Here is an 18,225-nt window from a genome sequence, read left to right as displayed (position 1 = left end):
TTATTCGCGACCTTGATGTAGATCAAAGACCCAAGCGTAACCCCGATCCAAAACCCCTTTGCGAACAGGAGCAGATTTTCGGCTGCTCGATTGACTGCGAGGGCCAGTGATGGATTACGTCAAACTCTTACTTTTAGGGATCATTACGTTTGTGGCAGCACTTGCTGCCAACTGGGGGCGCGACGTCGCCTATCAGGTGCATGCGTTGCTGATCATGTTGGTGGCAGGAGGCATGTTCCTTTGGGTTCTGCGCCGCACAAATGAATCGCGGCCCGAGGCAGCAGCAGCAGGCAGCCAATATGCCGATGGCGTGATCCGCGCTGGCGTGATTGCCACTGCGTTCTGGGGCATCGCCGGGTTTCTTGTCGGCACGTTCATCGCTTTTCAACTGGCGTTTCCGGCGCTCAATTTCGATTGGGGGCAGCCCTTTACCAATTTCGGACGCTTACGCCCGCTGCACACATCAGCCGTGATTTTTGCCTTTGGCGGCAACGCCCTGATTGCCACGTCCTTCTACGTGGTTCAGCGTACAAGTGCCGTGCGCCTGTGGGGCGGCAATCTGCATTGGTTCGTGTTCTGGGGCTATCAGCTGTTTATCGTACTGGCTGCCACCGGCTATTTGCTGGGGTCCACCCAATCCAAAGAATACGCAGAGCCTGAATGGTATGTCGATCTGTGGCTGACCATCGTTTGGCTGGCCTATCTCGGCGTCTATCTGGGCACCATTGTCGTCCGAAAGGAACGGCACATCTACGTTGCCAACTGGTTTTTCCTGAGCTTCATCATCACCGTCGCAATGCTGCATGTGGTCAACAACCTGTCGATCCCGGTCAGCATTTGGGGCGGCAAATCTGTGCAGGTCTTTGCCGGTGTGCAGGATGCGATGACCCAATGGTGGTACGGCCACAACGCGGTGGGTTTCTTCCTGACAGCGGGCTTCCTGGGCATGATGTACTACTTCGTGCCAAAGCAGGCCGGACGGCCGGTCTATAGCTACAAGCTGTCGATCATTCACTTCTGGGCACTGATCTTTCTGTATATCTGGGCCGGTCCACACCATTTGCATTACACGGCTCTCCCGGACTGGGCATCCACACTGGGGATGGTGTTCTCGATCATTCTGTGGATGCCCAGCTGGGGCGGGATGATCAACGGCCTGATGACCTTGCAAGGGGCATGGGACAAGTTGCGCACGGACCCGATCATGCGGATGTTCGTCCTCAGCCTTGGGTTCTACGGCATGTCCACCTTTGAGGGGCCGATGATGTCAATCCGCGCGGTCAATTCGCTGTCGCATTATACCGACTGGACGATTGGGCACGTGCATTCCGGCGCTTTGGGCTGGAACGGCATGATCACATTCGCCTGCATCTACTTTCTTGTGCCGAAACTCTGGGGCCGCAAAGAGATGTACTCGATGCCTGCGATCAACTGGCACTTCTGGTTGGCGACAATCGGCATCGTTCTTTATGCGGCATCCATGTGGGTCACAGGCATCATGGAAGGCCTGATGTGGCGCGAGGTTGATGACCAGGGGTTCCTTGTGAATTCCTTCGCCGACACCGTCAGCGCCAAGTTCCCGATGTATGTGGTCCGCGGTTTGGGTGGTGTGATGTTCCTCGCCGGGGCCTTGGTCATGGTCTGGAACATGTGGATGACGATCCGGGGCGCGCGCCCTGCGACCGTCAGCCTGCCCAACGCAACCCCTGCAGAATAGGAGCAGATCATGGCCATTCTGGACAAACACGCCGTTCTCGAAAAAAGCCCGACGCTTCTTTTGACCTTCTCCTTGCTGGTGGTAACCGTGGGCGGCATCGTTGAAATCGCCCCGCTCTTCTGGCTGGAAAACACGATTGAAGAAGTCGACGGCGTCCGCCCCTATTCTCCGCTGGAACTGACAGGGCGTGACATCTACATCCGCGAAGGGTGCTACGTCTGCCACAGTCAGATGATCCGCCCAATGCGCGATGAGGTCGAACGCTACGGGCATTATTCGCTGGCAGCGGAATCGATGTATGACCATCCCTTCCAATGGGGGTCAAAACGCACCGGGCCAGATCTGGCCCGCGTCGGTGGACGCTATTCCGACGCTTGGCACGTGGATCACCTGAAAGACCCTCAATCTGTTGTACCCGAGAGCATTATGCCAAAGTACGCATTCCTCGCGGACACTCAGATTGACGGCGAATATGTCGGTGACCTTCTGCGGACCCATCGGTTTGTCGGCGTCCCCTACACCGACGAGATGATCGCCCAGGCCAGCGCTGACTTTACCGTTCAAGCAGACCCTGACGGGGACTGGGATGATCTGGTCGCGCGCTATCCGGGGGCAGTGGTGTCCAACTTTGACGGCCAGCCCGCGCTGACGGAAATGGACGCGCTGATCGCCTACATGCAAATCCTCGGGACGATGGTCGACTTTTCGACCTTTACTCCCGACGCAACCCGATAGGAGCCGACACATGGATACCTATTCCCTTTTGCGCGAAATCGCAGACAGTTGGGTCCTGCTGGCGATGTTCTGCTTTTTCCTTGGCGTCGCCGTTTGGGCGTTCCTGCCCAGCCAGCGCCATGCACGTGAGGACGCCAGCCAAATCCCGTTTCGCAATGACGCGCCCAAGGGCGATTGCAGCGGTGAATGCGCCGCTTGCCGTTGCTCCACCACCACGTTTGACCTGAAAGGACGGGACAATGTCTGATAAAAAGGTCGATGAAGAAACCGGTGTCGAAACAACCGGCCACAGCTGGGACGGCATTGAAGAGCTGAACAACCCCCTGCCCCGTTGGTGGCTATGGACGTTCTATGCAACGATCATCTGGGGCGTGGCCTATACCATCGCCTTCCCTGCATGGCCGATGATTTCAGGTGCCACGGCAGGGTTGCTGGGATACTCGACCCGTGCCGAAGTGGCCGCCGACATCACCGCCCACGCAGAACGCAACGCCGGCCTCGTGGCTGATCTGGTCGCGGCGGATATGAATGCGCTGGCCCCGACCGACGATCTGCACCGCTATGCGGTGGCCCGCGGCGGATCCGTATTTCGCGCACAATGCAGCCAATGCCACGGCTCAGGTGCGGCGGGTGCGACGGGCTATCCCAACTTGCTGGATGATGACTGGCTTTGGGGCGGCACGATGGACGACATCGCCTATTCGGTGCGGCATGGTATCCGCAACGAAACAGACTTTGACGCGCGGTTCAGCCAGATGCCCGAATTCGGCGACATTCTGGAGCGCGAAGAGATTGACGCTGTTGTGGCCTATGTCCTGAGCCTGTCGTCTGGTGGTGCTGATGCGGATTTGGTCAGCCTTGGGTCAGAGGTTTATCTGGACAATTGTGCCGCCTGTCATGGCGACAATGCCGAAGGTAATCGCGATCTGGGCGCGCCTAATCTGGCCGATGCCATCTGGCTTTACGGCGGTGATGTGGACAACGTCACAACTTCTGTCACCAATGCGCGTTACGGCGTCATGCCTGCCTGGGGTGAACGCCTAAGCGAAGAAGACGTGCGCGCTGTTTCCGTCTATGTTCACAGCCTTGGTGGCGGTGAATAGCACAGTACGGTCGCCCGATCCGGGCGGACCCAGCCCCGAAACGAACCTGTTCGCAACCTGCTCGTTTCGGGGCGCTTTTTGACACAGATCAAGGACCGCCCCCTTTGTTGCCCATAGAACAGACGGGCGAACAGGAACCTTTATCATGACTTCAGCCAAGCTCTATGCTGCGAGAGAGCCGATTTTCCCACGCCGGGTTTCCGGGACATTCCGCCGTCTGAAATGGTGGATCATGATCCTGACGCTGGGCATCTACTATCTGACGCCCTGGATACGCTGGGATCGCGGACCCAGCCTGCCAGATCAGGCCGTGCTGGTCGATCTGGCGAACCGGCGTTTCTATTTCTTCTGGATCGAGATTTGGCCGCACGAGTTCTACTTTGTCGCGGGCTTGTTGATCATGGCCGGTTTGGGCCTGTTCCTATTCACCTCGGCGCTTGGCCGGGTGTGGTGCGGCTATACTTGTCCGCAAACAGTCTGGACCGACCTTTTCATCCTTGTGGAGCGCTGGATCGAAGGAGATCGCAACGCCCGTATCCGGCTGCACCGCGCTGGCTGGGACCTGAAAAAATGGCGGCTGCGCCTGACCAAATGGTTGGTCTGGTTGCTGATCGCCGTCGCAACTGGCGGGGCATGGGTGTTCTATTTCACTGACGCACCGACGCTGGCGCGTGATCTGGTGATGTTCACAGCGCATCCGATTGCTTATTTGACCATCGCCGTTCTGACCCTGACCACCTTTGTTTTTGGCGGCTTCATGCGCGAGCAGGTCTGCATCTACATGTGTCCTTGGCCGCGCATTCAGGCCGCAATGATGGACCCTGACACCATCACCGTGGCTTATCGTGATTGGCGGGGCGAACCGCGCGGCAAGCACCGCAAGGGGGCCGTAGCCGCAGCGGCTGCGCGGCAAGCAACACCCTATGCCGAAGCGGCAGAGACTTTACCCGATGCCCAGGACTTGCAGTTGGGCGACTGCATTGACTGCAAAGCATGCGTCAACGTCTGTCCGATGGGCATCGACATCCGCGACGGTCAACAGATGGAGTGCATCACCTGTGCGCTGTGCATAGACGCCTGTGACGAGATCATGGACAAGGTCGGCAAGCCGCGCGGGTTGATCGACTATCTGGCCCTAGCCGACGAGCCAGCAGAGCGGGCAGGCAACCCACCGCGCCCCGTTTGGCGTCATGTGCTGCGGCCCCGCGTCATTTTCTACACCGCGATTTGGTTGGCGATTGGTCTGGGGCTGCTTTACGCGCTTTTCATCCGGTCAGACATCGAACTGACGGTCAGCCCGATCCGCAATCCGCAATTCGTCGTGCAATCCGATGGTGCGATCCGCAACATCTATGACGTGCGCTTGCGCAACAAGCTGGGCGAGCAGCGCGCCTTTCATCTAAGCCTGAGCAGTGACGCGGTGCTGCGGATTGATCTGGAAGGCAGCGACCGAGATCTCACCGTCTTGGTCCCTGCCGACAGCACCACATTGCAGCGCGTTTATGTCACTGCACGCCCGCAAGATGCTGCGTCGACAGCTGACGCCACCGACCTGCGCATTTGGGTCGAGGACATCGAAAGCGGCGACCGCGCGAGCCGTGCCACAATATTCAATGGGAGATCACAATGACACGGGAAATCAAAGGCTGGCATGTGCTGGCGGCGTTTGTGTTGGCCTTCGGCGTGATCATCAGCGTCAATCTGACCCTCGCCTTCAACGCGGTGAAGACCTTTCCGGGACTTGAGGTGCGCAACTCTTACGTTTCAAGCCAATCGTTCGAGGCCGACAGGGCCGCACAGCTGGCTTTGGGGTGGGATGTCAGCGCGACGGTGAGCGGTGACACGTTGACGCTGTTGGTGCTGAAAGACGGGCACGCCATCGCCCCCACCATCGAAAGCGCCACCTTTGGCCGTGCCACCAACGTCACGCAGGACCAAACCCCAAACCTGAAATTTGACGGCACCGGTTTTCATGCGCCTGTGACCGTGGCACCGGGGAACTGGAACCTGCGACTGAAACTGCGAGCCGATGACGGCACATTATTTCAGCAGCGCGTGGTGGTGAGGGTCCCGTCATGATGTCGGCTTGCCCTGCCTGTGCTGCAGCACCACTGGCGCAAGAGGCTGCAGCGCCGCCTGATCTGCAATTCTCGGTCCCCGGCATCCATTGTGCGGCCTGTATCGGCAAAATCGAGCGTGCGATGTCAAAGATGCCCGGCGTGCAATCGGCGCGGGTCAACTTGTCACTGAAGCGTCTATCGGTCAGCGGCACGGTTGCACCGGATGCCGTTCAATCCAGCCTTCAGGATCTCGGGTTTGCTTCTTATCCGCTTGACTTGGCAGCATTGAATTCAGCGCAAGACGGGACAGGCCGCGCCTTGCTCACGCGGTTGGCGGTTGCCGGATTTGCGATGATGAATGTCATGTTGCTGTCGGTCGCGGTCTGGTCGGGTGCCGCGGGTGCTACGCGTGATTTGTTTCACCTGATCTCTGCAGGAATCGCGGTGCCGGTCGTGATCTATGCTGCACAACCGTTCTTTCAAAGTGCTTGGACAGCCCTGAGGGTACGCAGATTGAACATGGATGTGCCAATCTCATTGGCCATCGCTCTTGCCACACTCATGTCTCTTTATGAGACGTTAAACAGCGGCCACCACGCCTATTTCGACGCGGCCCTGTCATTGACATTCTTCTTGCTGATCGGGCGCTATCTGGATCACACCACGCGCCAAGCCGCCCGTTCAGCCGCGCGAGAGTTGACCGCACTTGAGGTGCATACCGCAGAGCTTTTGACCCCATCAGGCCGGGTGAGCGTGCCAGTGCCGCAGATCGAAGTTGGCGACAAAGTGCTGGTGCCATCAGGCGGGCGCGTGCCTGTGGATGGCACCCTGTCGACGCCGCAAGCCCTCATGGATCGGTCGTTCCTGACGGGCGAAAGCAAAGCGATCACGCTGGACCAGCACGACACCTTGCAAGCCGGAGAGGTCAACTTGGGCGCGCCGATCACGATGGTCGCCACCCATGTTGGGCAGGACACAACATTGCGGCGCATGGCGGCATTGGTGGAGACGGCAGAGAACAGCCGCAACAGCTATACCGCCCTGGCTGATCGCGCCGCGCGGGTCTATGCCCCGGCGGTACATCTTTTGGCGCTGGTCGCCTTTCTGGGCTGGGCCTTCGCCACGGGCGATCTGCGCCATGCGCTGAATGTTGCCATTGCAGTGCTCATCATCACCTGCCCCTGCGCCTTGGGTCTCGCCGTGCCTGCCGTCACGACGGTTGCAATCAGCCGCTTGTTTTCAAAGGGATATCTGGTCAAACACAGCACAGCACTTGAACGTCTGGCAGAGGTGGATCACGTCGTCTTTGACAAGACGGGCACGTTGACAACGCCCGAAGTCATGACACTTGATCAACTGGCCCCTCTCGAAAGGGCGATTGCTTTGGCGCTGGCTCAAAGCTCTGACCATCCCGTTTCACAAGCACTGGTGCAGGCCTTGCCGGATGTGACCCCTGCCCCGATGTCAGAAATCACCGAAACGCACGGCGCTGGCGTAACCGGCTTTTGGCAGGGACAACGCGTTAAGCTTGGGCGTGGTGATTGGGTGGCCGCAGACCTGTCCGGGCTTTGCCTGCGCATCGGCGATGCGCCGGCTATACCACTGGAAACCCCCGAAAAATTACGCGCTGGCGTGCAGGATGCCTTGGCGCGATTGGACCTGTCGACAGAGATCGTAACCGGTGATGCAAAAGATCGCGCCGCGGTCTGGGGGGACACTTTGGGCGTGCCGGTTTTGGCAGATGTGCGACCAGAGGTAAAACTGGCGCACCTGAACCGGCTTAGCGATCAGGGGCGACACGTCTTGATGGTAGGCGACGGTTTGAATGACACGCCTGCACTAGCGCAGGCTCATGCCTCGATTGCGCCTTCAACCGCGCTTGAAGTGTCACGCAGCGCTGCGGACATTGTCTTGTTGCGGGACAGCTTTGCCGACCTGCCTTTGGTACTGTCTGTCGCGCGTGCGACGCAGCGGCTGTCGCGACAAAACTTTGCCATCGCAACACTTTATAACCTAATCGCTGTGCCGATTGCGCTCGCGGGATTTGCCACACCACTGGCGGCAGCCCTTGCGATGTCGGCATCATCCATCAGCGTCTTGGCAAATGCGATGCGGATGAGGTTGGTGAAATGAACGTGCTGGTGGTTTTGATACCTGTCTCGTTGATCCTGGGGGGGATTGGGCTGGCGGCGTTTCTATGGACGATCAAGTCGGACCAATATGACGACGAAAGCGGAAACGCCGCGCGGATCTTGCTGGATGACGACACCCCTGCGCCCTGACTTTGGCCATCGTTCGGTGCAAAAAGCACCATGCACATGCGATGCACAAACCATGCACATCTGATGCAGCCTTAATCCTTAAGGAATTTAACCACCACACGGCGCTGATGCGGGGCATCGCGATGTTCGAACACATAGATCCCCTGCCAAGTCCCTAGCGCCATGCGGCCATTCTCTACCGGAATCGTCAGGGTCGTCGGCAGAAGTGCAGACTTGATATGCGCAGGCATATCATCGGGGCCTTCGTAAGTGTGGGTGAGATAGGACATCGCCGGATCAGTCGTGGGCGGCACCAGACGTGCAAAGAAATTCTGCAGGTCGGTCTGCACCTCTGGATCGGCATTTTCCTGAATGACCAAACTGGCCGAGGTGTGCTGGATCATCAGGATCACAACACCGCTGCCCCGGCCCGCGATCTGGTCAGCGACCGCGCGGGTGATGTCATATAGGCCGGGGCCGCTGGTGGGGAGGGACAGCGTCTTCATGGGAGCAAAGGTGCCCCGGCCTTGGGGGGATTAGCAAGTGGCGTTGCCCGTGAGTGGGACATTCAGCAAGGCTGCCAGCTTTTCAGTGTCGGTTAGTGTGCAAGCCTCGTCCGACTGCACCACACCGGCGAGGGTTACGGTGCTTTCGGGTGCCGTGGGATAGGCCATCGCAGGCGGGGCAAACGAGATGGTCAGGGCGGCCATTGCGGAGGTCATTGTGATGCGGGTCATCGGCTTCATCCTTTCGATAAAGACGAGATGGGGGCAAGTGCGCACACGAACAAGGTTGCTGAAACACACCGCCGCTGTTCGTGAATGCACGGAAATATTTGATCTGAGGTGGGCCTGCCGGTCTGAGGCCCGGCCTACGGCGTCAGTCGAAGAGCCAGCGGGCCTGTTGGTCGATGACCTGTTTTGCTTTGGCGAGAGAAGCGTCCTCTGCCTCTGTCTTGTCATTGAGCGTATCTGCCCGGATCAACTGGTGGACCTTGGTTTCGCCATCCACGTCCTTTTCGATGCGGGCTGCGATGCGCCAGGTTTTGCCTTCGGCCATTGGCGCGACAAAGATGCGGTGGTCTTTGTAGTCGATAGGGGCGGCCTCTTCCGGGGCCGCCGTCTTTTTGCCAAAGAGCTTGCCGAACACCACTACTGATCCAGGAAGCTGCGCAGCTTGCGCGACCGGCTGGGATGCTTGAGCTTCCGCAGCGCCTTCGCTTCGATCTGGCGGATGCGTTCGCGGGTCACGCTGAATTGCTGGCCGACCTCTTCCAGCGTGTGGTCAGTGTTCATGCCGATGCCAAAGCGCATGCGCAGCACGCGCTCTTCACGCGGGGTGAGGCTGGCGAGGACGCGTGTCGTGGTTTCCTTCAGGTTTTCCTGAATGGCAGAGTCCAGCGGCAGGATCGCGTTCTTGTCTTCGATGAAGTCGCCCAACTGGCTGTCTTCTTCGTCGCCAATCGGTGTTTCCAGCGAAATCGGCTCCTTGGCGATTTTCATCACCTTGCGGACCTTTTCCAGCGGCATTTGCAGCTTTTCTGCCAATTCCTCTGGCGTGGGTTCGCGACCGATTTCGTGCAGCATCTGACGCCCGGTGCGGACCAGTTTGTTGATCGTTTCGATCATATGGACCGGAATACGGATCGTGCGGGCTTGGTCAGCGATGGACCGGGTGATCGCCTGACGGATCCACCATGTCGCGTAGGTCGAGAATTTATAGCCGCGCCGGTATTCGAATTTGTCCACGGCCTTCATCAAGCCAATGTTACCTTCTTGAATAAGATCAAGGAATTGCAGGCCGCGGTTCGTGTACTTTTTGGCGATGGAAATCACCAAACGCAGGTTCGCTTCGACCATTTCTTTCTTGGCCTGACGCGCCTCTTTTTCGCCCTTCTGGACCTGTTGCACGATGCGGCGGAATTCGGTGATGTCGACGCCGACATATTGGCCGACCTGGGCCATGTCGCCGCGCAACTCTTCAATCTTATCGGTGGAGCGTTCGATCAGCATCTGCCAGCCGCGCCCGGTCTTTTCAGAGATCTCTTCCAGCCAGTTCGGGTCCAACTCGCGACCGCGATAAGCGTCAATGAATTCGCGGCGGTTGATGCGGGCCTGATCAGCCAGTTTCACCATCGCGCTATCAATCTGCATGATACGGCGGTTGATGCCATAAAGCTGGTCGATCAGCGCCTCGATCCGGTTGTTGTGCAGGTGAAGCGAGTTCACCAGTTCAACAATTTCGGAACGTAGCTTCTGATACTTGTCCTCGGCCTTGTCGCTGAAAGAGGAATCCTCGTTCAGTGTGGCCGACATCCGGGCATCCTGCATGTCAGACAACAGGGCAAAATCACGCGCGATGACTTCGAGCGTTTCAAGAACGCGCGGCTTCAGTGCCGCTTCCATCGCAGCGAGCGACATGTTGGCCTGCTCTTCATCGTCGTCGTCATCGTCCTTGGCAATCGGGTTGCCGTCGGCGTCAAGTTCCTGCTTTTCTTCCTTTTTCTCACCCTCGGCATTGGTGGCGGGGGCAACAACCGTTTCTTCGGTGTCGTCTTCACCCAATTGGTTGCCAAAGGTGGTTTCAAGGTCGATCACATCGCGCAACAGGATGTCTTCGGACAAAAGTTCGTCGCGCCAGATGGTGATCGCCTGGAATGTCAGCGGGCTTTCGCAAAGCCCCAGAATCATCGTGTTGCGGCCCGCCTCGATCCGTTTTGCGATCGCAATCTCACCTTCACGGGACAGCAGTTCAACGCTGCCCATTTCGCGCAGGTACATGCGCACCGGGTCATCGGTGCGGTCAAGCTTTTCGGTCTCTCCCGAGGACAGCGCCACGTCACGGCTGCCCGCGACCGTGGCAACTTCGGTGGAACCCTGCGGTTCCTCGGACTCCTCGGATTCCTCTTCCTCGGTGACCTGGATGCCCATTTCGGACAGCATCGACATCACGTCCTCGATCTGGTCAGAACTGACCTGATCGGGTGGCAGAACCTGGTTGAGCTGATCGTAGGTGATATAGCCCCGCTCGCGCGCATCGGCGATCATCTTTTTGACCGCCGCTTGGCTCATGTCGAGGGATACGTCGTCAGAGTCGCTATCTTTGCGGTCGTCGTTATCTTTGGCGGCCATGATGGCTCCCTTTAAGATGAAACAGGCCCCGAAGTGATTCGGGTGATTCGGTTAAAATCGAATCAACGCGGGTTGCGGGTGATTCGCAAGCGCTTGCAGGGTGATTTTCCCGTGATGTGTCGATTGGTCCCGATGGCTAGCGCCTATAGATAGTGCGCTAGCGGGACTTTTCAATTTTGATGTTGGCCCAAATCGCATCCCGGTGCTCACGATCGTCTTTGGATAGCTTGGCGCCGTTGTCAGCCACCTCGAAATCACCGTCGTCGGACTTGCCTTCGGGTTTGACGGTGGTATCGACAGCCTCCGCGACACGCGCCAATCTCCAAGTCAAATGCTCGTCAAAAGTCGTGCCGATTTCCTCTTCAGCTTCATCAATTTCTTTTCTGTGCCCGCGACTAGCTTCAAGCAATGCCAACTGCTCTGCGACAGTCATTCGAGAAAGTTCGTAGTCGGCATGATCTGGTACTGCAGGAACAATACTAACTATTCGGTCATTCATTATTTTGGTCAGCGATGCTTCTAAATCCTGCCTGCCAAATTCCATAAGCATCTGCTCTTCCGTGTTAGCGTAGCAATACTCAGCGATGACTAAGGCAATCTGGCTGTGAGATTCTCCCAAAAACTCAGCCATTTCCAATGCTGGTGCAAAATCACGAGCAACTTCGAGATGGTTCTTGCAAATTGCCAGAACAATCTTCTCGCGGACTTCTTCAAGTTGCCGAACATTCAAATCTCTTGCGAGTAACGACCTACGAGCGCTTGCAGTAGCCTTGTTCTTATTGGTTCGACCTGTTTGAAAGTTTGGCGCCCAATTTCTTGGTCGAAACTGTTCCCAAATGAACTGTTTGATAGCTTGGCCGTAATAATGTCTGACCTGGGGGTCAGGGATCTTCTTGATAGCCTCCTTAAGTCGCCGTTCGAGGCCAGCCTTGGACTCGGGTGTATCACTGGGACTCGTTTCGAGTTCTCTTTCCCACAGCATCTTCACCATCGGAATCGCGCCATCCAGCAGCTTTTGCATCGCACCGCGGCCCTTGGATTTCAGCACGTCATCGGGGTCCATGCCGTCGGGCATCAGTGCAAAGCGCAGGGACTTGCCCGCCTCAAGCAGCGGCAAGGCGATATCAATCGTGCGCATCGCCGCGCGCAGGCCCGCAGTGTCGCCATCCAGTGCGATGATCGGTTCATCCGCAATCCGCCACAGCATTGCGAGGTGGTGTTCGGTCACGGCTGTACCAAGTGGTGCTACGGTCGCCTCAAACCCCGCCTCGGACAGAGCGATCACGTCCATGTAGCCTTCGGCCACGACCAACGGCTGGCCCTTGCCCGCCGCCTCACGCGCCTTTTGCACGTTGTAAAGCGTACGGGACTTGTCAAACAGCGTGGTTTCGGGCGAATTCAGATATTTGGCGTTGTCGTTTGGATCCATCGCGCGACCGCCAAAGGCGATGGCCCGACCGCGCGCATCTCGGATCGGAAACATGATGCGGTCGCGGAACGTGTCATAGGGCTCGCGCCCCCTGTCAGAAGCCTTGACCAGCCCCACCTTCAACAGGTCTTCAACCGTGGCCCCTTTGGCCGTCAACGCGCTACGCAGCCCTTCCCATCCAGCCGGCGCAAAGCCGATATCCCAGCGCGCCAAAGCGTCCGCATTCAGGCCTCGCCGTTCCAGATAGTCGCGCGCCTCACCGGCAGCCGCTGTATTGAGGTTCAGGCGAAAATGCTGCACCGCCTGTTCCATGACCTGTGCCAGTTGCGTGCGTTCATCGGCCTTTTGCTGTGCCTGCGGGTCCCGTTCGGGCATGGGCAAACCCGCTTCGCCTGCAAGGATCTGGACCGCCTCCATAAAGCCCACATTCTCTGTCTCGCGCACAAAGGAAATTGCATCACCTTTGGCGTGACAGCCAAAGCAGTAATAGAATCCCTTGCGGTCATCGACGTGAAAGCTGGCAGTTTTTTCCTGATGGAACGGGCATGGCGCCCACAGATCACCCTTGCCCGGATTGGATTTGCGGTTGTCCCACATGACCTTGCGCCCCACCACCTGTCCAAGGGACAGACGGTCACGCAACTGGTCAAGAAATCCGGGCGGCAGGCTCATGCCGTATTATCCCGCGCACGCCGGGCAGAGTCGAGGCGCGCTCTTCTTCTGGCTACAAATATCCCCGCCGAAGGCATAAAATACAGTTCAGCCGCGCCCGGTATAAAGCGTGGCGGCACGGGTCAACTCGTGCGTCAAAGTACCTGCCATCGAACGCATCGCCATAATCTCGAACACATCCGGGCCGGTTCGTGTCACGCTGACCATCATATGCCCCAACATCGTCCGAGCGGTATGGCCAGTCTTGAAGGCCTTGCCGCGCAGATCAATCGGCACCAACCGTGCCAGCACATCCACACTGTCCGCGCCTGAGACCGCGACCACAGCCCAGGCATCAGACTGGTCCGTGACCGCCGCCAGTGCTGTCAGATCAGGCAGCGCGTCACAGATGACAAAGGCCATGCCCGGCCCGCCCCAAAGCGCACGGATGGCAGCGCCCGAGGTCGTCCGGTTTGGCTTCGGAAATCCCGTGCCGAGGGCTGTTGCAACAGCCTTTTCCTTCCCCTTGTAGGGGGCGACGGACCACATCGCGTCAATCACCACTTCGGTCAGTGTCACATTGCCGATAGTTTGCGGCAAAGCATCTCCGCAGGGTGTCTGAGCTATCAATTTAGCCACGCAGGCGTCCCCCATCGCTATCAAACATTACTGGATCACAGACCGTACAGCGGGTGGTCAAACCACGTACATGATCCACCATCTTCACTATCTCCCCATGTCGCGCGCGGCCGTTCACAAGGAACCCCAACCCGATGTGGCCTTGCAAGGTTGGCGACCAGCAGACCGAGGTGACGTAGCCCTGATCGTTGCTGCGCACAGGTTCTGCGCCCTCGTTAAAAAGATGCCCACCACCTGTCAGTTTCTCATCCGCCTCCACCGATTTCAGGCCGACCAATTGTTCCCGGTGATCACCCACAAGTCCCGGACGCGCGGCAGCGGTTTGGCCAATGCAATCCTTCTTGCGGGACACCATGCGGTCCATTCCGATATCAAAGGCCGTTGTGCGGCCGTGGATTTCTGCATGGGTGATGAACCCTTTTTCGATCCGCAAAACGTTCAGCGCCTCCATCCCGTAGGGGCCGCCACCCAGCGCCTCGGCCTGGGCATTCAGCAGATTGAAAAGCGAGGCACCATAACGCGCCGGCACGGCAATTTCATAGGCGTGCTCCCCTGAAAACGAGATGCGGAAAATCCGGCCTGCAACGCCAGACAGCGACACCGGGGCGCAGGACATATAGGGCAGCGTCGCGTCGTCAATCGGCTGATCCAGAAGCGTGTTCAACAGGTCGCGCGCCTTTGGCCCCGCCACGGCGAATTGTGCCCATTGTTCGGTCACGCTGATGATCTGGACGTCCATGTCCGGGCGCAGCGCTTGACGCACAAATTCCAGCTGTTTCATGACGTTACCGGCCGCAGCTGTCGTGGTTGTCATGACATAATGCGTCTCTGACAGGCGTGCGGTTGTGCCGTCGTCCATCACATGCCCGTCTTCACGCAGCATCAGCCCATAGCGGACCTTGCCCACTTTCAGGGTCGAGAATGTATTCGCATAGACGAAGTCCAAAAAGACTGCGGCATCAGGGCCTTGCACGTCGATCTTGCCCAAAGTCGAGACGTCGCAAACGCCGACATTTTCACGCACCATCGCAACCTCGCGATTGCAGCTTTCCAACCACGTCGCCTCGCCCGGTTGCGGGAAATAGCTGGGGCGGTACCACAGCCCTGCCTCGATCATCGGCGCGTTGCGTGACAGCGTCGCGACATGGCTGGTGGTGTGGCGTTCCGGGGCAAAGCCGTGACCTTGCGACCCCGCGCCCATGGCGGCGATGCTGACCGGCACATAAGGCGGACGGAAGGTGGTGGTGCCAGTCTCAGGAATGCCGCGCCCGGTGGCATCGGCCAACACGGCCAGTGACGCCACGTTCGATGATTTGCCCTGATCGGTCGCCATACCTTGAGTGGTGTAGCGTTTCATGTGCTCGACCGAGCGGAAATTCTCCTGCGCCGCCAGCTTGATGTCCTTCACATGCACATCGTTCTGGAAATCGAGCCACTTGCGGCCCTTGCCCTCAACCGACCAGAAGGGTGTGATGTTGTAAGGCGTGTCGTCCGCGTCGGGGACTGCGGCAGGGCTTGCATTCAACACCCGCGCGGCCACCTCTGCGCCTTCAGAAAGGCATGTGACCGTTGTGAACGTGCCGTTGCAGGCACCCGCGGTCACCATACCCGGCACCGCACCATCGACAGGCACAAAAGAGGCAATCTTTTCAGACCACTCCGGCCTGCCGTTCATGTGGCAAGTCAGATGCACCGTGGGGTTCCAGCCGCCGGATATCGCAAGACAATCCGTGCGGATGATGCGTGTTCCGCCCTCGTGTTCCACGGTGATGCTTTCCAGCACGTGCCGCCCCTTGGTTGCAACAACCCGACCGCCGGTGAAACAAGGGGCGTTGCCGTCAAAGCTGACCCCGGTGCGGGTGTCGATCACGGCGGCCACATTGATGCCCGCGTTTTCCAAATCGCGGGCTGTACGATGGGCGTCATCGTTATTGCCAAACACGGTAACTGATTGGCCGGGTCGCACGCCAAAGCGGTGCAAGTAGCTGCGCACGGCACCCGCCATCATGATCCCGGGTCTGTCATTGTCCGGGAATGCAATCGGGCGCTCCAGCGCGCCTGCACACAGGATGCTGTGCTTGGTGGCGATCCGCCAGAAACATTCACGCGGTGTGCCGGCGCGCGCAGGCGCGTGCTGACTGACCCGCTCGAGCGCGCCGAAGGTGCCTTGGTCGTAGGCCCCGGTGACTGTGGTTCGGGTCATGATACGGACGTTTTTCATCGCCGCCAGCTTTGCTGTCACACCTTCGGCCCAGTCCGCGGCGGGTTGGCCTTCGATCACCTCATCCTCGGACAAGAGCCGCCCGCCCGTTGTTGGGTTCTCATCCGCCAAAATGACATCGGCACCGGCTTGGGCTGCCGTCAATGCGGCCATCAAACCAGCGGGCCCTGCCCCGATCACCAGCACATCACAAAAGGCAAAGGCCTTTTCGTAGTCATCGGCGTTGTTCTTGCCAGTCAGCGCCCCAAGACCTGCCGCGCGGCGGATGATGGGTTCATAGACGCTTTCCCAAAAGCTTTTGGGCCACATGAACGTCTTATAATAAAACCCCGCGCCCAGAAACGGCGAGATCAGATCGTTCACCGCCATCACATCGCGCTTGAGCGATGGCCAGGCGTTCTGGCTGCGGGCATCCAGGCCATTGTAGATTTCAACCGTCGTGGCGCGCAGGTTGGGTTCGTCCGCGACCGTGACGAGCGCGTTAGGCTCTTCTGACCCTGCCGTCACGACGCCACGGGGGCGATGGTATTTGAACGACCGGCCCATCAGTTTGACACCATTCGCCAGGAGTGCCGACGCCAGCGTATCACCGACAAACCCCTGATAGCTGACACCGTCAAAGGTAAAATTGACCGGACGGTTACGGTCGATCTGGCCTTTGCCCGTAATCCTCATGCCTTCACCTTTGATGCCAATGTGCTGCCTGTAACGGCATGGGTCACTGTGTTCCGTTCAACCACGATCCATGCACCGCAGGGGTCGTGATACCAGACATCGCGGGTGTCGCCTGCGGGGTTGTCACGATTGTGCAAGTAGTCATCCCAGGCCGCTTCGCCTGCATCGGGGGCGGGCCTGTTCAGGGCCAGCGCATCACCCTGATAAGTAAATTCGCGTCGGTCGCGTTCGCCGCAATAGGGGCATGTGATCCGCATTTCCTGTTCCCCCTAGTGCAGATTGTGTTGAGAGCCTGTGCCTTCTTCATCCATCAGGCCGCGTCCGGTTCGGAACCGGTCAAGCCGATAGCGCGCAGCGGGTTCGTGGTGCTTTCCCGTCGCCATCAGATGTGCAAAGCTGAATCCAGAGCCGGGGACCGCCTTGAACCCGCCGTAGCACCAACCGCAGTCGATAAAGAGACCTTCGATATCAGTCTTGTCGATGATGGGCGAGCCATCGGGCGTCATATCCATGATGCCGCCCCAGCTACGCAGCACCTTTGCCTTGCCGATCATTGGCATCAGGGTCATGGCGGCATCCATGACGTGTTCTTTCATCGGCAGGTTGCCGCGAGCCGCGTAAGAACTGTAGAAATCCAGATCGCCGCCAAAGACCAGCCCGCCCTTGTCGGACTGGCTGATGTAGAAGTGGCCCATGCCAAAGCTGATCACGCCGGGCATGATCGGTTTGAGCCCTTCACTGACGAAAGCCTGCAGTACGTGACTTTCGATGGGCAGGCGCATCCCTGCCATCGCCGCGACCTGCCCCGAACGACCTGCCGTCACGATTGCCACCTTTTTCGCCCGGATCGCACCGCGCGTGGTTTGCACACCCGTGACCTTGCCGCCTGTGATGTCGATGCCGGTCACTTCGCAATTCTGAATCAGATCAACGCCGCGCTGGTCGGCGCCCCGGGCATAGCCCCAAGCCACCGCATCATGGCGGGCCGTGCCACCGCGCCGGTGCATCAGGCCGCCATAGATTGGAAAACGCAGGTTTTCGAAGTCCAGAAACGGGGCTTCACGCCGCACACCTTCGACGTCGAGCAGTTCGGCATCATCGCCCTGGTTGATCATGGAATTTCCGCGCCGCGCAAAATAGTCGCGCTGGCCGTCGGAATGGCACAACATCATCACACCGCGCTGCGACATCATGGTGTTGTAATTGAGGTCCTGTTCCATACCTTCCCAAAGTTTGAGCGAATGGGAATAGAATTCAGAGTTGCCCGGAAGCATATAGTTAGCCCGCACGATGGTCGTGTTGCGACCAACATTACCACCGCCCAGATAACCCTTTTCCAGCACCGCCACATTGGTGATGCCATGTTCCTTGGCAAGGTAGTAGGCTGTCGACAAGCCATGGCCGCCACCGCCGATGATGACGACATCGTATTCTGCCTTGGGCTCTGGGTCGCGCCAGACTGGCTTCCACCCTTTTTGGCCAAAGAGCCCTTCTTTGATGACTTTGAAGCCGGAATAACCCATGCCTGATCCCCCTGGTTCGGGGGGAGATTAGCAAGTCTGACGACAGGGAAAAGCGCGTTTACGGCAGTTCATGTCGCGGA

Annotated in this window: 17 protein-coding genes; 8 read left to right on the top strand and 9 right to left on the bottom strand. The window is 58.5% G+C overall.

Annotation, left to right across the window (positions count from 1 at the left end; translation table 11 throughout):
- Positions 1-106: 106 nt before the first annotated feature.
- The 8 genes from ccoN (at position 107) to ccoS (ending at position 7,897) form a co-directional block, all read left to right on the top strand.
- On the top strand, positions 107-1,717 hold the full coding sequence (gene ccoN, locus AB3Y40_RS04295; RefSeq protein WP_369437566.1) for a cytochrome-c oxidase, cbb3-type subunit I: 1,611 nt from the start codon (positions 107-109) through the stop codon (positions 1,715-1,717).
- 9 nt (positions 1,718-1,726) lie between these two features.
- Positions 1,727-2,452, top strand: coding sequence for a cytochrome-c oxidase, cbb3-type subunit II (ccoO, locus tag AB3Y40_RS04290; protein WP_369437565.1), 726 nt, complete (start codon positions 1,727-1,729; stop codon positions 2,450-2,452).
- A gap of 10 nt (positions 2,453-2,462) precedes the next feature.
- Positions 2,463-2,699: a cbb3-type cytochrome c oxidase subunit 3 gene (locus tag AB3Y40_RS04285; RefSeq protein WP_369437564.1), complete on the top strand. Its 237-nt coding sequence runs from the start codon at positions 2,463-2,465 to the stop codon at positions 2,697-2,699.
- Positions 2,692-3,555, top strand: a complete 864-nt coding sequence (ccoP, locus tag AB3Y40_RS04280) for a cytochrome-c oxidase, cbb3-type subunit III (RefSeq protein WP_369437563.1) — start codon at positions 2,692-2,694, stop codon at positions 3,553-3,555. The genes AB3Y40_RS04285 and ccoP overlap by 8 nt, the downstream gene beginning before the upstream one ends.
- Before the next feature lie 145 nt (positions 3,556-3,700).
- Positions 3,701-5,185 (top strand): cytochrome c oxidase accessory protein CcoG, encoded by a 1,485-nt coding sequence (gene ccoG, locus AB3Y40_RS04275; RefSeq protein ID WP_369437562.1) that lies wholly within the window; start codon positions 3,701-3,703, stop codon positions 5,183-5,185.
- Positions 5,182-5,634 carry a FixH family protein gene (locus AB3Y40_RS04270; RefSeq protein ID WP_369437561.1) on the top strand — a complete coding sequence of 151 codons (453 nt, stop codon included), beginning with the start codon at positions 5,182-5,184 and terminating at the stop codon, positions 5,632-5,634. Before ccoG ends, AB3Y40_RS04270 begins: the two co-directional genes overlap by 4 nt.
- On the top strand, positions 5,631-7,748 hold the full coding sequence (locus AB3Y40_RS04265) for a heavy metal translocating P-type ATPase (protein WP_459553964.1): 2,118 nt from the start codon (positions 5,631-5,633) through the stop codon (positions 7,746-7,748). Before AB3Y40_RS04270 ends, AB3Y40_RS04265 begins: the two co-directional genes overlap by 4 nt.
- Positions 7,745-7,897: a cbb3-type cytochrome oxidase assembly protein CcoS gene (gene ccoS / locus AB3Y40_RS04260; protein ID WP_369437559.1), complete on the top strand. Its 153-nt coding sequence runs from the start codon at positions 7,745-7,747 to the stop codon at positions 7,895-7,897. Before AB3Y40_RS04265 ends, ccoS begins: the two co-directional genes overlap by 4 nt.
- 71 nt (positions 7,898-7,968) lie before the next feature.
- On the opposite strand, the gene AB3Y40_RS04255 is transcribed toward ccoS, so the two are convergent.
- The 9 genes from AB3Y40_RS04255 to AB3Y40_RS04215 form a co-directional block, all read right to left on the bottom strand.
- Positions 7,969-8,382 carry a secondary thiamine-phosphate synthase enzyme YjbQ gene (locus AB3Y40_RS04255; RefSeq protein ID WP_369437558.1) on the bottom strand — a complete coding sequence of 138 codons (414 nt, stop codon included), beginning with the start codon at positions 8,380-8,382 and terminating at the stop codon, positions 7,969-7,971.
- A gap of 30 nt (positions 8,383-8,412) precedes the next feature.
- A complete protein-coding gene (locus AB3Y40_RS04250) occupies positions 8,413-8,613 on the bottom strand; it encodes a hypothetical protein (protein WP_369437557.1) in 201 nt (66 codons plus the stop codon).
- Positions 8,614-8,755: 142 nt separating this feature from the next.
- Entirely contained in the window at positions 8,756-9,025 is a 270-nt protein-coding gene (locus tag AB3Y40_RS04245; protein ID WP_369437556.1) for an HlyU family transcriptional regulator, read from the bottom strand.
- Between the two features lie 2 nt (positions 9,026-9,027).
- On the bottom strand, positions 9,028-11,007 hold the full coding sequence (rpoD, locus tag AB3Y40_RS04240; protein WP_369437555.1) for an RNA polymerase sigma factor RpoD: 1,980 nt from the start codon (positions 11,005-11,007) through the stop codon (positions 9,028-9,030).
- A 157-nt stretch (positions 11,008-11,164) separates the two neighbouring features.
- Entirely contained in the window at positions 11,165-13,108 is a 1,944-nt protein-coding gene (gene dnaG, locus AB3Y40_RS04235; protein ID WP_369437554.1) for a DNA primase, read from the bottom strand.
- Between the two features lie 87 nt (positions 13,109-13,195).
- Positions 13,196-13,687: a sarcosine oxidase subunit gamma gene (locus AB3Y40_RS04230; RefSeq protein WP_369437553.1), complete on the bottom strand. Its 492-nt coding sequence runs from the start codon at positions 13,685-13,687 to the stop codon at positions 13,196-13,198.
- 31 nt (positions 13,688-13,718) lie between these two features.
- The gene (locus AB3Y40_RS04225; RefSeq protein WP_369437552.1) at positions 13,719-16,622 is read right to left on the bottom strand and encodes a sarcosine oxidase subunit alpha family protein; all 2,904 of its coding nucleotides are present in this window, start codon (positions 16,620-16,622) and stop codon (positions 13,719-13,721) included.
- Positions 16,619-16,879, bottom strand: coding sequence for a sarcosine oxidase subunit delta (locus AB3Y40_RS04220; protein WP_369437551.1), 261 nt, complete (start codon positions 16,877-16,879; stop codon positions 16,619-16,621). Before AB3Y40_RS04220 ends, AB3Y40_RS04225 begins: the two co-directional genes overlap by 4 nt.
- A 12-nt stretch (positions 16,880-16,891) precedes the next feature.
- Positions 16,892-18,145: a sarcosine oxidase subunit beta family protein gene (locus tag AB3Y40_RS04215; protein ID WP_369437550.1), complete on the bottom strand. Its 1,254-nt coding sequence runs from the start codon at positions 18,143-18,145 to the stop codon at positions 16,892-16,894.
- Positions 18,146-18,225 lie beyond the last annotated feature (80 nt).

Source organism: Yoonia sp. R2331, from assembly GCF_041103235.1.
Classification (GTDB): domain Bacteria; phylum Pseudomonadota; class Alphaproteobacteria; order Rhodobacterales; family Rhodobacteraceae; genus CANMYO01.
Note: the sequence above shows the minus strand (reverse complement) of the source record. Positions and strands in the feature narration are given on the sequence as shown.